This window comes from Methylobacterium sp. WL119 (genome assembly GCF_008039875.1).
Lineage (GTDB): Bacteria > Pseudomonadota > Alphaproteobacteria > Rhizobiales > Beijerinckiaceae > Methylobacterium.
Genome location: NZ_VRUU01000121.1, coordinates 1 through 13,230, shown reverse-complemented (window position 1 = coordinate 13,230; position 13,230 = coordinate 1). Strand labels below are relative to the sequence as shown.

The 13,230-nt window shown below is 72.5% G+C and carries 16 protein-coding genes and 1 pseudogene; 6 read left to right on the top strand and 11 right to left on the bottom strand.

Going from position 1 to position 13,230, the window contains the following annotated elements; all coding sequences use genetic code 11:
• Together FV227_RS25160 and FV227_RS25155 are read right to left on the bottom strand one after the other, a co-directional pair.
• Positions 1 to 998 (bottom strand): DUF5666 domain-containing protein (locus FV227_RS25160; protein ID WP_147860165.1); only part of this gene is annotated, 998 nt, incomplete at its 3' end.
• A 160-nt stretch (positions 999 to 1,158) separates the two neighbouring features.
• Entirely contained in the window at positions 1,159 to 2,031 is an 873-nt protein-coding gene (locus FV227_RS25155; protein ID WP_147729867.1) for a DUF6502 family protein, read from the bottom strand.
• Between the two features lie 154 nt (positions 2,032 to 2,185).
• On the opposite strand from FV227_RS25155, the gene FV227_RS25150 reads away from it, so the two are divergent.
• From FV227_RS25150 to FV227_RS25140, 4 genes are all read left to right on the top strand, one after another.
• A complete protein-coding gene (locus FV227_RS25150; protein WP_147860164.1) occupies positions 2,186 to 2,506 on the top strand; it encodes a hypothetical protein in 321 nt (106 codons plus the stop codon).
• Positions 2,503 to 2,673, top strand: coding sequence for a hypothetical protein (locus FV227_RS29310; protein WP_187274949.1), 171 nt, complete (start codon positions 2,503 to 2,505; stop codon positions 2,671 to 2,673). Before FV227_RS25150 ends, FV227_RS29310 begins: the two co-directional genes overlap by 4 nt.
• Before the next feature lie 240 nt (positions 2,674 to 2,913).
• Positions 2,914 to 3,606, top strand: a complete 693-nt coding sequence (locus FV227_RS25145) for an outer membrane beta-barrel protein (RefSeq protein ID WP_147860167.1) — start codon at positions 2,914 to 2,916, stop codon at positions 3,604 to 3,606.
• A gap of 231 nt (positions 3,607 to 3,837) precedes the next feature.
• Positions 3,838 to 4,503 (top strand): transglutaminase-like cysteine peptidase, encoded by a 666-nt coding sequence (locus FV227_RS25140; protein WP_147860163.1) that lies wholly within the window; start codon positions 3,838 to 3,840, stop codon positions 4,501 to 4,503.
• A 3-nt stretch (positions 4,504 to 4,506) separates the two neighbouring features.
• Here the strand turns inward: FV227_RS25140 and FV227_RS30110 are convergent, their stop codons facing one another.
• Positions 4,507 to 4,851 (bottom strand): hypothetical protein, encoded by a 345-nt coding sequence (locus FV227_RS30110; RefSeq protein WP_243932331.1) that lies wholly within the window; start codon positions 4,849 to 4,851, stop codon positions 4,507 to 4,509.
• A 417-nt stretch (positions 4,852 to 5,268) separates the two neighbouring features.
• Between FV227_RS30110 and FV227_RS25130 the strand changes: the two genes are divergently transcribed.
• Complete coding sequence (locus FV227_RS25130; RefSeq protein WP_243948331.1) at positions 5,269 to 5,847, top strand: transglutaminase-like cysteine peptidase; 579 nt, start codon at positions 5,269 to 5,271, stop codon at positions 5,845 to 5,847.
• A gap of 9 nt (positions 5,848 to 5,856) precedes the next feature.
• Here the strand turns inward: FV227_RS25130 and FV227_RS25125 are convergent, their stop codons facing one another.
• The 8 genes from FV227_RS25125 to FV227_RS25090 all read right to left on the bottom strand — a co-directional run bounded on the left by FV227_RS25125 (position 5,857) and on the right by FV227_RS25090 (position 12,773).
• Complete coding sequence (locus tag FV227_RS25125; RefSeq protein WP_147728556.1) at positions 5,857 to 6,186, bottom strand: hypothetical protein; 330 nt, start codon at positions 6,184 to 6,186, stop codon at positions 5,857 to 5,859.
• Positions 6,187 to 6,294: 108 nt separating this feature from the next.
• Positions 6,295 to 6,510, bottom strand: coding sequence for a DUF3126 family protein (locus FV227_RS25120; protein ID WP_147728559.1), 216 nt, complete (start codon positions 6,508 to 6,510; stop codon positions 6,295 to 6,297).
• A 132-nt stretch (positions 6,511 to 6,642) separates the two neighbouring features.
• Entirely contained in the window at positions 6,643 to 7,500 is an 858-nt protein-coding gene (cysE, locus tag FV227_RS25115) for a serine O-acetyltransferase (RefSeq protein WP_147728555.1), read from the bottom strand.
• Between the two features lie 206 nt (positions 7,501 to 7,706).
• Complete coding sequence (locus FV227_RS25110; protein ID WP_281406289.1) at positions 7,707 to 8,612, bottom strand: helix-turn-helix transcriptional regulator; 906 nt, start codon at positions 8,610 to 8,612, stop codon at positions 7,707 to 7,709.
• A gap of 311 nt (positions 8,613 to 8,923) precedes the next feature.
• Entirely contained in the window at positions 8,924 to 9,889 is a 966-nt protein-coding gene (locus tag FV227_RS25105; RefSeq protein ID WP_147860162.1) for a transglycosylase SLT domain-containing protein, read from the bottom strand.
• Positions 9,890 to 10,035: 146 nt separating this feature from the next.
• Entirely contained in the window at positions 10,036 to 10,842 is an 807-nt protein-coding gene (locus FV227_RS25100) for a Cof-type HAD-IIB family hydrolase (protein WP_147725613.1), read from the bottom strand.
• Positions 10,839 to 11,336, bottom strand: a complete 498-nt coding sequence (locus FV227_RS25095) for a gluconokinase (protein WP_147860166.1) — start codon at positions 11,334 to 11,336, stop codon at positions 10,839 to 10,841. Before FV227_RS25095 ends, FV227_RS25100 begins: the two co-directional genes overlap by 4 nt.
• A gap of 147 nt (positions 11,337 to 11,483) precedes the next feature.
• Positions 11,484 to 12,773: an alpha/beta hydrolase gene (locus FV227_RS25090; RefSeq protein ID WP_147725612.1), complete on the bottom strand. Its 1,290-nt coding sequence runs from the start codon at positions 12,771 to 12,773 to the stop codon at positions 11,484 to 11,486.
• A 270-nt stretch (positions 12,774 to 13,043) separates the two neighbouring features.
• Here FV227_RS25090 and FV227_RS25085 point away from each other — a divergent pair.
• A pseudogene (locus FV227_RS25085) lies at positions 13,044 to 13,230 on the top strand (sugar transporter); the annotation flags it as partial.

Sequence of the window (13,230 nt, the reverse complement as noted above, 5' to 3'; positions counted from 1 at the left end):
GGCCCGCCGCCGCCGGACCCACGGCCGCCGCGCTCGAAGCGTCCGTCCGGGCCGCCTCCGGGCAGGCCGCGGCCGTCGATCCGGTCCGGCGCGCGCTCGAACAGCGGGTTGCGGTCCGGCGCGGTGCCGCGTTCGTCGAGGCGCAGGGCCTCGACGGTGAGGCGCCCGTCGGCGGCCGGCCGCGTCGTCAGCACGGCGCGGACGCTGCCGCGGCGCGGGATCGCCGCACCGGCCGGCCCGGCGACGTCGAGGCCGGAGCCGAGGTTCATCCGGCCGCCGCTGCGGCCGATATAGGCCTCCACCGAGACCCGGCTCAGCCCCGGCGGGAATGGCAGCGCCTCGCTCGCGCGGGCCACCTTGAGCACGCCGCCCGCTGCCTCGCCGGCGCCCTCCAGCCGCAGGCGCCCGATCACCGGGCGGCCGTCGCGGTCGTGCCGGACCGGGCCCGCGACGCAGGCGGGGCCCTCGGCCCGGGGCTCGATCAGGCTGGCGACGACGACGCCGTCCGGCCGGCGCAGGCCCGACACCGCGACCCGGTCGCCGACCGCCCAGCGCCCGGCGACGCCGACCGTGGCGACGCTCTGGCCGAGGACGACGAGGGCGCCCTCGGCCACCCTCTCCACCGGCCCGACCACCTCGCTCGTCACGTCGATCCGCCGGGTCGCGAGGCCGCCCGCCTCGGCATGGGCGACGACGTGGACCACGTGGCCGATCCGCATGTCGGCGGCGCGCGCCGCAACCCCGTCGATGCGCACGCTCACGTCCTCGGGATAGGCGATGCGCAGGTCGTTGACGACGATCGAGCCGAAGCGGCGGATCGTGCCGATCACCCCCGTGCCGCCGATGCCGCGGTCGCCGTCCCCCGGCGTGTCCGTCGGCCGCGCCCCGGTGCCGCCGATGCCCTGGTCGCGCGGCGCCTCCTGCGGCAGCGCGCGCCCCGGAACCAGGGCGGCGCCGGCGAGCAGGCGCAGGACGAGGCGGCGGGTCGGAGCGCTCATGCGCGCGGTCCCGGGGCGTCTGAATGCGAAGAACCTCGCGGGCCACGCTCCCCCGCAGAGGGGGGAGGAAGGGCACCTCGTCCGAGCCGGTCGCTCGACGACCGAACACCGCCCCGATCCGCGCGCGATCGTGCGACCGACAGGTTTCCGACCGACAGGTTCACGCCCCGGCCTCCGGCGTGGCCGGCGACGCCTCCTCGGCAGGGGGGACGCCCGCGCGCGGCGGCACGGCTTCGGCGTAGACGTAGAGGCCGAAGTTCCAGCGGTGGGGGCCGCCGGGATCGGTGGCGCAGGCGGCGTGGGCCTCGCGGTTGGCCTGGGTCAGCGCCTCCATCGCGATCTCCTTGGCGCGCGCCTCCAGCCGCCGCGCCAGATCCTCCGACAGCCCGTCGTAATGCACCGCGCGCTCGAGGAAGCGCGGCGCCTCGCCGAGGATGTTGGCGACCGAGGCCGCGATGTGGTCGTGGAGGTTGCGCCCGAAATAGTAGAGCTGCGGCTCGCCGCCGCCGCGCGGCACGTAGGCGGCCTCGGCCAGGACGATCCGGTCCTGGCCGTCGAGGGTGGCGAGCCCGCGGTCGAGCCATTCGTCGAGCACGGCGCGGGGCCGCAGGTCGCGGGTCACGCCGGCGACCAGGGCCTCGAAGGAGGGGCCGTCCTCGCCCGCGCGCCGCAGCGCCAGCGGGCGCCCGTCCGGGTCGGTGAAGGCGGGGTCCGCGAGCCACCGGGCGATGATCCGGCTGGTGCGCGAGACCACCGCCGGCACCGCGCTCACCGGCGCCCCGGCCCCGCGCAGGCGCCGCACCTCCTTGCGGTGGATGCCGGTGAGCAGCGAGACCCGGCTGTCGGTCTGCTCCTTGCCCTGCAGCGCGAAGTCGTGCTCGGCGACGTTGACGTAGAGCTCACGCAGCAGGTTCGTCAGCGCCGGGAAGGTGATGCCGCGGGCCACGAACAGCCGGACCAGCGGGCGCAGCAGGCGCGCCACCGGCGCGTGCAGGGCAGCCCCCTCGGCGGTGTCGTTGACGGTCTCGGACATCGGCGCAGCATGGAGGCGGGCGACGTGGGACACAATCCCACATCGTGCGCCGGCACACCTCGGCCCACCGATTTCGCGTTGACGTGGGAAATCTGCACACATACGGTTTGGGCGTGGTCAAATTTCCCACGTCAACGCGACCCGGACGAGGCCGATGCCCGAACCGAAACCCGCCCTCGTCTGCCGCCCGATGCCGCCCCTGAACGCGACCCTGCGCCGCGATCGCAGGCCGCCGGGCGGGACCACCCTTTCGCGACTGGGCCGGCTCGCCGCCTGCCTCGTCGCCCTCGCGCTGCCCGCCCTCGGGATCGCCGCCGCGGACACGGTCCACCGCGTCGCGACCCCAGGGGCGCTGCAGGCCGCAGCACCAGGATCCCCCTCCCGGGATGCTGCGGTGCTCGACGGCGCCTCCCGGGCCGGCAGCCCGGTCCGGGAGGCGCTCCTCCTCACCCCCGACCAGGATCCGCGCCGATGATCGCCGCCGCCGCCCGAAGGCCGCCCGCCATAGGGACCGACCCGATGCGGACCGACCCGATGCGAACCGACCCGAGACCCCCGTGCGGCGGCGCCCGCGTCCTCGACCTCGCGATCTGCATGATCCTGGCCGTCACCATCGTCGGCCTGCTGCTGCTGGCGCTCTGACCGGCCCGTCGGAGGGCGTCTTCTGCAGCCGCGCCTTCCCCCCGCTGCGGAGGGGCGCGACCTTTCCGGACAACGCGCTCCCCACTCCCGGCCCGCTTCGCGGCCCTCCCCCCGCCGAAGGGGGAGGCACGGGCGGCCCGCTGGATCCCGCTCCGCAAAACCTCCCATCCCAACACGAGAACCCCCATGTCGAGATCCGTTCCGGCGCTCGTTCGCACCCTGCTGCCCGCCTTCGGCCTGATGGCCGGGCTCGCCTCCGCCGAAGCCGCGGACCTGCCGCGGCGGGCGCCGCCTCCGCCGCCGCCGGTTCCGCCCGCCTTCACCTGGACCGGGTTCTACGCCGGCGTGAACGCCGGCTACGCGTTCCGCGAGTCCGGCAAGGGCTTCACCGACCCGACCTACGGCACCGTGACCGGCGGGGCGGCGAAGGGCGGCTTCGCCGGCGGCCAGGTCGGCTATAACTACCAGCTCACGCCGGGCTCGGGCTTCGTCGTCGGCGTCGAGGCCGACATCCAGGGCACCGCCTTCGCCAAGGCGGATGCGGCCTATCTCGGCACGGTGCCCTACGCGAGCGTCCGCCCGAGCCTCGACTACTTCGGCACCGTGCGCGGCCGCGTCGGCTACACCTTCGACCGGGTGCTGATCTACGGCACCGGCGGCTTCGCCTACGGCGGCGGGTCGGCCTCGGCGAACGCGGCCGCCTACCCCTACGCCCTGCCGGACACGACGCGGACCGGCTACGCCGTCGGCGGCGGCATCGAGTACGCCTTCACCGACAGGATCTCGGCCAAGATCGAGGCGCTCTACCTCGACCTCGGCAAGCGCGTCTCGGGCGCGACCTACTACGATGCCGCCACCGCCACCTATTACGGCGCCGGACGCAGCGATGCCGGCTTCGGCCTGGTCCGCGCCGGCCTGAACTACTGGTTCTGAGACCCCGCCGCCGCACGGCGCGCGATCCGCAAGGGCCTCGTCCGAGCCGGCACCCGCCGGGCCGGGCGAGGCGCCCGCATCCCGCCTGTGGCCCGTCTGCATCGGTCCAGCCGCCCGATCCGCACGCCCGTGTTACGCACAGCATTAACCTTTCGTTAAGGGGGCGATTGCCGTCGGGGCCCGGGCGTGAGAGCTTTCGTTAACGAGAGCTTAACGGGTTGGGCCACGGCGATGCGGTTCGCGATTTCGACGGTTCGGGCGGTGTCGGCGCCCCGCCTGCGCAAGGCCCTCGCCGGCCTCGCGGTGACCGCGGGCCTCGCCTTCGCCGTCGCCCCGGTCGCGGCGCAGACCCTGGCCTCGCTGCCCGCCCCCACCATCGCCGCCGCGCCGGTCGGCGCCGCCAAGCCGATCCTCGCCTGGGTCGCCTTCTGCCAGGGCTACCCGGCCGAGTGCGCGGTCGACCCCGCCGAGCCCGCCCGCATCGCCATGACCCCGGCGATCTGGAGCACGATCCAGGCCGTCAACCGCCGGGTCAACAAGACCGTCGCCGCGATCACCGACATGGACCACCTCGGCGTTCCCGACCATTGGGACCTGGCCGAGGACGGCTCGGGCGATTGCGAGGATTTTCAGCTGCTCAAGCGCAGCCTGCTGGCCAAGGCCGGCCTGCCGCGCCGCGCCATGCGGATGACCGTGGTCATCGACGAGAAGGGCGAGGGCCACGCCGTGCTCACCCTGATCACCGACCGCGGCGACCTGGTGCTCGACAACAAGACCAGCCAGATCCTGCCCTGGCACCGCACCGGCTACACCTTCATCAAGCGCGAGAGCCAGGACGCCGTCGCCTGGGTCTCCCTCGGCGGCGTCACCTCCCCGGTCACCACCGCCAACCGCTGAGGCTCAGGCGGCCTGGAGCGCCGGCTCGGCCTCGACCTCGGACGGGACGGGTTCTTCCGTCATCTCGGCATCCGCCGGCACGGGCCGCTGCGCCGGACGCTTGAGGGCGTCGCGGCGGATCCGGCCGAGCTGCATCTCGATCCGCCCGATGAAGGCGGTGATGTGGGGGGCGACGCCGCGCAGGCTGGCCAGATCGCGCAGGAGGATGTCGACGGCGAGCGCGCGGTCGGCGTCGGTGGGCGAGGCGGCGAGGAACATCTCCACCGCGTGCTGGGCGATGTCGATCGCCCCCGGGGCGCCGTTCTCGGCGAGAGCCCGGATCATGAGATGGATGGGGGGTTGCGACACGGTTGCGATGATCCCTGGCGGCGCGTTGGCCGGCGTCTTGCTGGGACCCTCGAATGCCGATCCCATGGCACCGGCACGCCGTCACGCCGGTGTCACAGTCTCAAGCCGCGAATCACGCCGGAATCAAGGGCTGATCGACCGTGCAGGGCACGCATACCCATGGCGCATGTGCGGGTGGCGCCCTTACATCACCACGCGGGATCGGAACCTTTCGCCGCCGACGTGGTTAATTCGCCCTTAAATTTCGATTGAGCCGCCGACCGGAGCGTGCCAGCTTGGGCGCTTCGGCAGGGCGGAGCATCGAGCATGCGGCACGCGGTTGTCCAGGCGGCAGGTGCCCTCGGCGGCATCCGATGGCGCGATGCGGTGCGGCGCACGGGACGCGCCGCGGCCCTGGGCTTCGCCGGAACGATCCTGATGATCGGGGGGGCCTCCACCCAGCCGCGCATCGCCGCCCTCCCGCCCGATGCGGCCACCGCCGTGGAGACCGGGCCGGCGGCGCGGCCGGTGGCGGCGTGGACCGAGTTCTGCCGACGCATGCCGGCCGAATGCGACGTCGACACCCGCGAGCTGGCGACCATCGCGATGAACACCGCCCTGTGGCGGACGCTGGCGAGCGTGAACCGCCGGGTCAACGCACGGATCAGGCCGATCACCGACCAGGCGCACTGGGGCGTCGTCGACCGTTGGGACTTCCCGGATGACGGGTTCGGCGATTGCGAGGATTACCAGCTGCTCAAGCGCCGGATGCTGATCGAGCGCGGGCTTCCCCGGCGTGCCCTGCGGATGACTGTGGTGATCGACGACATCGGCGAGGGCCACGCGGTGCTGATGGTGCGCACCGACCGCGGCGACTTCATCCTCGACAACAAGACCAACACGATCCTGTCGTGGCGCAACACCGGATACGCATACATCAAGCGCGAGGGGCAGGACGGGCGGGCGTGGGTGACGCTCGACGGCGGCGCGTCGCCGGTGGCGACGGCCAACCGCTGACGGCCCGGCTCAGGCGCCGACGACGAGGGCCGCGAGGTCGAGGGCGACGCGGCCCGAGAGCAGCCCCCAGCCGCAGGCGATGATCGTCGCCAGCATCACGAACGGGATCGGGCGCCCCTCGATCCGGCGCCCGCGCAGGGTGTTGCGCAGGATGATGAACGGAGCGCCGAAGGCCAGCATCGGCAGCGCGGCGACGGCGGTGACGCCGCCGAGCCCGAGCAGGTTGAAGCTTGCGCGGCGCGTCGTGAACAACTCGAACGCGCTCGCGAGCAACCCTGACAGGGCCAAGCCCACGCAGAGCGTCCGGATCGTATCGAGGGCAGCGGGGGCGAGGACCATGACGCGCGCACTCCATCCGAGGATGCGTGCAGTCTAGCCCGGATGTTTACGAAGCGTTAAGCACTTGTGCGGGTTAGCGTTAATTCGTGCACAGGCGAGACGCCGGACTCAGGCCTCTTCCTCAAGGTCGATGTCAAGGATCGCCATCCGGAACACGAAGGAATCGTCGCCGTCCTCCTTGTCGTCGGAGATCACGCCGATCGACTCCTCGCCGATGTAGACCTCGGCGGAATCGCCGTTCTTCAGTGCCACGATGCGGATGCTGGCATTGGCGAATTTGCGGCGCAGGTAGTCCTGCAGCTTCGCGACTTCGGGCTTGGTCACGCTGTCGAGCCTTTCGGGTTCTTCATGCAGGGTGTCTTCGGCGATGCGCGCCGTGATCGGCGGCCCGCCCGGCGGCCGGGCCACCGCTTGCCACGCCCTCGGCGGTGGAGCAAGCGCGGCGGCCCGCCCGCGTCAGATCCCCTCGGCCATGTGGATGAACTGGTCGATGCTGACGAGCTGATCCATGGCGCGGGCGGGCTCGGCGCAGCCGGCGGTGCCGACGACGCGGGCCGGCACGCCGACCACCGTGGTGTTGGCCGGAACCGGACGCAGGACCACCGAGCCGGCGGCGACCCGGGCGCATTCCCCGACCTCGATGTTGCCGAGGATCTTGGCGCCGGCGCCGATCATCACGCCGCGGCGGATCTTGGGATGGCGGTCGGCGCCCTGCTTGCCGGTGCCGCCCAGCGTCACCGCATGCAGGATCGAGACGTCGTCCTCGATCACCGCGGTGGAGCCCACGACGAGGCCGGTGGCGTGGTCGAGGAACACGCCCCGCCCGATCCGCGCCGCCGGATGGATGTCGCACTGGAACACCTCGGACGACCGGCTCTGCAGGTAGAGGGCGAGGTCGCGCCGGCCCTGGTTCCAGACGTGGTGCGCCAGCCGGTGGGCCTGGATGGCGTGGAACCCCTTGAAGTACAGCACCGGCTCGATCGCGCGGCTGGTCGCGGGATCGCGATCCATCACCGCGACGATGTCAGCCCGGAACGCCTCGCCGATGCGCGGGTCCGCCTGGATCGCCTCGTGGAAGGCATGCGCCACGAGCTCGGACGGCAGCGCAGGATGCCCGAGCCTTGCGGCGACCCGGTGCGAGACCGCGCCCTCCAGGCTGGTATGGTTGAGGATCGTCGCCACGATGAAGGACGCGAGCTGGGGCTCGTCGCGGATCACCGCCTCGGATTCGGCCCGCAGGCGCGACCAGACCGGATCGACGGTGCCGGCGAGCCCGTCGGCGACGGGACGCCCGAGGGCGTGACTGCCAGTCATGGTATGCTCCTCGGTGGCGCGGGACGAAGCCCGATGGCCGGTCGGCGCCGGGGCGCCCCGGCCGGGTCGCGCCGGGTCACGGATGATCACGGGTCGGTTGCGGACCGGCGATGCCCGGTCGTCGCCCGACGCACGCCGAAAGCTTGGGGTGACGCCGGCCCACGATCAAGGGTCGGCGCGAGACGCCGGGCACGGCATTGCAACCCTCAGGCGGTCGCCGCCTGCGCCTGGAAGCGCGCCTCGATCGTTTGCGTCAGGCGATCGACCATCACCTCGACGGGGACGTCGGAGGTGTCGACCGTCGCCGAGGCGCGGGCGTAGAGCGGCTCGCGGCTGGCGAGCACCGCCCGCAGCTCCAGCATCGCCGAGGCGTGGTCGCCGGTCATGGCGAGGTGCCCCTGGTCGCGGACCCGCTGCATGTGCTCCTCCGGCCGCGCCTTGAGCCAGACGGTGAAGAACGCCTGCAGAAGGAGGTCGTAGGTGAGGGGCTCGGCGACGATGCCGCCGCTGGTCGCGAGCACCAGCGGGCCGGGATGCTCGGTCAGGCGCCGCAGCGCCGCCTGCTCGAGCCGGCGATAGCCTTCCTGCCCGTAGATCGCGAAGATCTCTTGGACCGAGAGCGCGTTCTCGCGCTCGATCTCGGCGTTGAGCTCGATGAACGGCCAGCCGAGGCGTTCCGCGGTCATCCGCCCGAGCGTGGACTTGCCGGCACCGCGCAGGCCGACCACCGCCACGCGGGGGCGCGGCATGCTGCCATCGCGCGGGCCGCCGGAGAGCGCTTCCTTGGCGGCCGCGATCTGCGCCGGCGAAGCCTGCCCCAGCAGGTCGCGCAGCACCGGCCAATCCGGAATCGCGTCGTTGCCGGTGATCAGGTCGTCGAGGCGCACGCCCATGGCGTCGGCGACGCGCCGCAGCAGGATGATCGAGACGTTGCCCTGCCCGCCCTCGAGCTGGGCGATGTAGCGCTCGGACAGGCCCGACGTCTGCGACAGCAGCTTGCGCGACAGCCCGCGAACCGTGCGCGCATGGCGGACCCGACGACCGAGGTCGTTCAGGAAGAGTGATTCTTGTTCCACCGCGCCGGCCATGGCGTCGTCCGCTTTCCGATTGATCCCAAGCGCGAGACCGGCCTCTCGGCCATCCCGACGCAAGTCATGCGCCGCGAACCTCGCGTGAGGGCGGCCATGACGCGGTCACGCCCGATCTCTCGCGAGACGTCCGGCGCACCCCTGCCCTCGGTGCATGATTGTTTGTCTCAAGGAATTCGAGCGGTTGCGATGCTGCGACGCAAAACGCGTCCGCCTCACCGGTCCTCTCGTCCGACGCCCCGTATGTGTTGCGCTGCGGTCCCGCGGTCAACCCGGCGCGCCGATCGTTGTAGGGACAACGGGTGCGGTTTTCCCGCGCGATGTGCCCGGTTCTCTCACTCGGTGGTGAGTGCGGTGGCTTCGAGGACGGGCTCCCCGGCGGGTGTCCTGCGGGGCGCCGCGGGCCGTACGACGGCGGCGAGACGCTCGGCCGAAGGGCGGCGCGGCGGCAGCGGCACCGCCACCGTGTCCGCCGCCGGATCGACCGATGTGGCGGCGGCCGGCGTCGGCGCTGCCGGCGTCGCGGCGAGGGTCAGATTGGAAAGGTCGGCGCTGGCCACCTGGACCGGGGCGCCGAAGGCATCGGGCCGGCGCGGCGGCAGCGGCACCGAGACGGTCTGGGCCGCGCCGGCCGAATCGGCCTGGGGCTGATCGGCCGCCGGATCCTGCGTCGGCCGCAGGCTCGCCATCTCCACCGAATCGCCGGCGCCGAAGGCCGCGGGGCGACGGGGCGGCAGCGGCACCGCGACGGTCTCGGCCGGTGCTGCGGCCGCGGTCGGCGCATAGGCCAGGGCGACGTTGGCGGCGGCGAGGTTGGGGTCGGCCGGGGGGGCGCCGGTGAACAGGCTCGCGACCGCGCTCGCCGAGGCGGCGACCGGGGCGACCACGGAGGCGACCTCGGTGGAGATGCCCTGGCGCTTGGCCGCGTAATAGTACCCGCGATTGTAGTAGCCGTAGGCCTGCGTGATGTTGCCCTGTGCCGTGCGGTAGGCGCCGGCGAGGTAGGCGACGCCGTATTTGAGGTTCGTCGCCGGGTCGAGGAGGCCGGCGGCGTCGCCCTGGTAGCCGAGGCTGCGCGCGGTGGCGGGCTTGATCTGCATCAGCCCGAGCGCGCTGCCGCCCTTGGCCTTCGGGTTGTAGTTGCTCTCGCGCTTGACCACCGCGTGGACGAAGCTCGCCGGGACGCCGTTCGCCTTCGCGTGCTGCTCGATCAGCGCATCGATGTTGTCGCGGGCTCCCTGCGCGATGGCCGGGACGGTCACGACCGCCAGAGCTGCGGCGAGGAGAAGGCGTCGATGCATCCTGAAGACCCGGTCCCGCTTGTTCTGGTCAAGCTAGGTCGGGGTCAAATGAGGCCGGAAAGCGGCTCGGATGCGGTCGCCGGTGGGCGACGAGACCGGGGGCGCCGGCCTGTGCCCGGCATGCCACAGACGTCGCCCTCCGGGCGTCAGGGCAGGATCAGCCGATCGACCGCCTCGGCGAAGCCGTCGGCATCGTTGGTGTCGGTGAGGTCGGTGGCCGCCGCCTTCACCGCCTCCTCGGCGTTGCCCATCGCCACCGAAACCCCGCTGCGCGCGAACATCGCCCCGTCGTTGCCGGCATCGCCGAAGGTGGCGATGCGGTCGCGCGCGATGCCAAGATGTTGCGCCATCCAGTCCACGAAGCCGCCCTTGTCGATGCCCGGCGGCGTCACGTCGAGGTAGTAGGCCTGGGAGCGGTGCACGACCGCGCGGCCCTCCAGGGCACCGCCGATCTCGGCCTCGCAGGCGGCCAGGTGCGCGTGGTCCCGGCTGACGCCGACAAGCTTGGAGGCGCGGCCCAGCAGGGGGGAAAGGTCGGCGACCACGTTCGGCTCGGCATCGAGGGTCCGGCGCTCGAGGTCCGTATAGGCCCCCGCCGGGTCGCGCAGGCTCCACGAGCCGTCGGCGAAGACCCAGACGTCGAGTTTCGCGGCGACGAGCCGGTCGACCGCATCCCGGGCGGTGGCCTCCGGGATCAGCCGCTCCTCGATCACGGCGAGGTCCGGGCCGACCACCGTCGCGCCGTTGAAGGCGCCCATCGGCAGGCGGAGCGCCAGGGTCTCGACGAGGCCGCGCAGGCCGACCGGCGGGCGGGCGGACGCCACGGTGAAGCCGATGCCGGCGGCGTGCAGGCGCGCCACCGCCGCGATCGTCCCCGGGCTCAGGCTCTTGTCGGTGCCGACGAGGGTGCCGTCGACGTCCGAAATCACGAGGTCGATGCGCCGTGCGCTCATGCGGATTCACTTCCGGTCCCGTTTATCTGCGCGACGACCCGCTCCGCGACCGTCTCGGGGGGATCGTCGATCCCGACGACGATCGGGTGCTCGTCGGCGGTCGGCGGTTCGAGGATCGCGAACTGGCTGTCGAGGAGCGCCGGCGCCATGAAATGCCCGTGACGACCCGCCAGCCGGCCGGCGATGAGCGCCCGGCTGCCGTCGAGGTAGACGATCCGCACCCGCCGCGAGCCGCCGGTGAGCACCTCGCGATAGGCGCGGCGCAGGGCCGAGCACACGATCACGCCGGACTCGCCCCACTCCAGCCGGTGCTGGATCCAGACCGCGATCGAGGCGAGCCAGGGCGCCCGGTCCGCGTCGTCGAGGGCGAGCCCGGCATGCATCTTGGCGACGTGCTCGGGCGTGTGGAAGCTGTCGCCGTCGACGAAGATCCAGCCGAGCCGCTCGGCGACCAGCGCGGCCACCGTGCTCTTGCCCGAGCCCGAGACCCCCATCACCACGAGCACCTGCGCGGCGGGCCGCCCCGCCTGGTCGTTCGATCGGGACGGGCTCACGGGGCTGCGGCTCCGGGTTCGGGTTCGGCGGCGGGATCGCAGCGGACGGATAGCACGCCGCCCGCCCGAGGGGAGAACGGCCGCGTCTCAGCCGGCGCCCTTTCGAAGGCTGGGCTGAAGGTCGGCGACGATCGGGCGGACCGCCCGGTCGCGGAGGAATTGCGGCCCCAGCACCATCCGGAAATAGTCGTACGGGCCGGGCCGCTCGTTCGACATCAGGAACTGGAAATGCATCCGGAACGGCTTCCGGCAGACCTTGGCGTAGGTCTCCGGCGTGAGGATGTCGCGCACCTGCGCGGAGCGTACCAGCGGGTTGGCGATCGGGCCGCCGGCGAGCGGCAGGTCGAGGTCGAGCACGGGGTTGAAGCCGGGGAAGTTCATCCAGTCCTGCGGCGCCTGCACGTCGAGCCAGACGATCCGGCGCGAGGCGATGAGCGTGGCGACCTCGGCGCGGACGTGATCGGCGAAGGGCTGCGCGGCGACGAGGGGCAGGCCGGACCCGAGCGTGACCAGGGCGAGGGCCATGTCGTCCGCCCCGAGCTTCGGGGCGCGGGCCAGGATCCGGGCGGCGACTTCGGCGGCCGTGAGGCCGCCGGTGGAGTGGCCGACGATCATCACCTCGTCCGGCCGCTCGCCGCGGGCCTCGGCCTCGGCGATCCGCGCCAGGACGCGGTCGGCGAACACCTCGAGCCGCTCCGCGTAGTCGCGCCGCCAGCCGTTTCCGTGCTGCCAGTTGAACACCCAGTCGTTCAGCAGCTGCCAGAAGAAGAACCGGTTGAGCAACGCCTCGATCGCGACGATCCAGGCGATCCCGGCGACGACGGCGAGGGGCAGGGTCACCCAGGGCGGCCAGCCGAGGCTGTGACCGAACCAGTCGCCGAGATGGGCGTGCACCATCGTCCCGATCGCCGCGGACAGGGCCGTGAGCAGCACGACCATGACGAACGGGTAGATGACCACGTTCCCGTAGAGCCAGTTGAGCCGGTAGAACCGGAAGATCAGCCCGCGCAGCAGGGCATGCAGCGTGCCGACGACCAGCAGCAGGACGCTCAGGACCCGCGGCCGGCGGAAATCCCGCGCGACGAGGTCGTCCCAGAGCAGCACGTCGTAGGACGTCGCCGCACGCCCCGGATCCCGGCCCGGACCGACCGTCCAGCTCTGGACGAGGCCGTCCGGGCTGAGGACCGCCGGGGAGATGTCGGGCCGCGGATCGCCGAACCGCTTCGCGTGCCGGAGGAGCTCGCGCACGAACAGGAGGCGATAGCGGGTCCGCGCCTCCGGGTCGTAGCCGGGAATGAAGAACACGTGCCGTCGGCGCACCGTGCCGGGCCGCTCGGCCTGCAAGTCCGGCGGTGTGTAGGAGAGGGGCAGCCTCATGAGCGAGGAAGTTTTTCCAAGTCGTGCGATGTATCGCGGGGCGGCTCGATTGCCATCCCATAGAGCTTCATTTGTACGAAAACCAGATCGCGCTTCCGGCGGGCGGCATCCCCTGCCCTCCGACCATCGGATCGCGACGGCTTCGTGTGTGCAGCGGGGATCATCACCCTCGATCCGGGCCTGCGCGGCTCAGTGTGTCCGCCCCGCTACGGACAGGGGGCTTCCGTTCGGCTAGGCGTCGAAGCCTCGAAAACGATCAGGCGATCCTGGATGCGCGTCCTCCCTCTGCTCCTGCTCACTGCGCTCGCGGTGTCGGGCTGCTCGGTTCTTCCGGCTTCGGGTCCGACGGCGCGTGCCGTGGAGGCGGGGGCGGAGCTGTCGACGCCGGAGGGGCTGCTGGCGCGCTACGAGCTGGTGGACGTGACCCCGGCGGTGATCGAGGCCCTGCGCGGGCGCC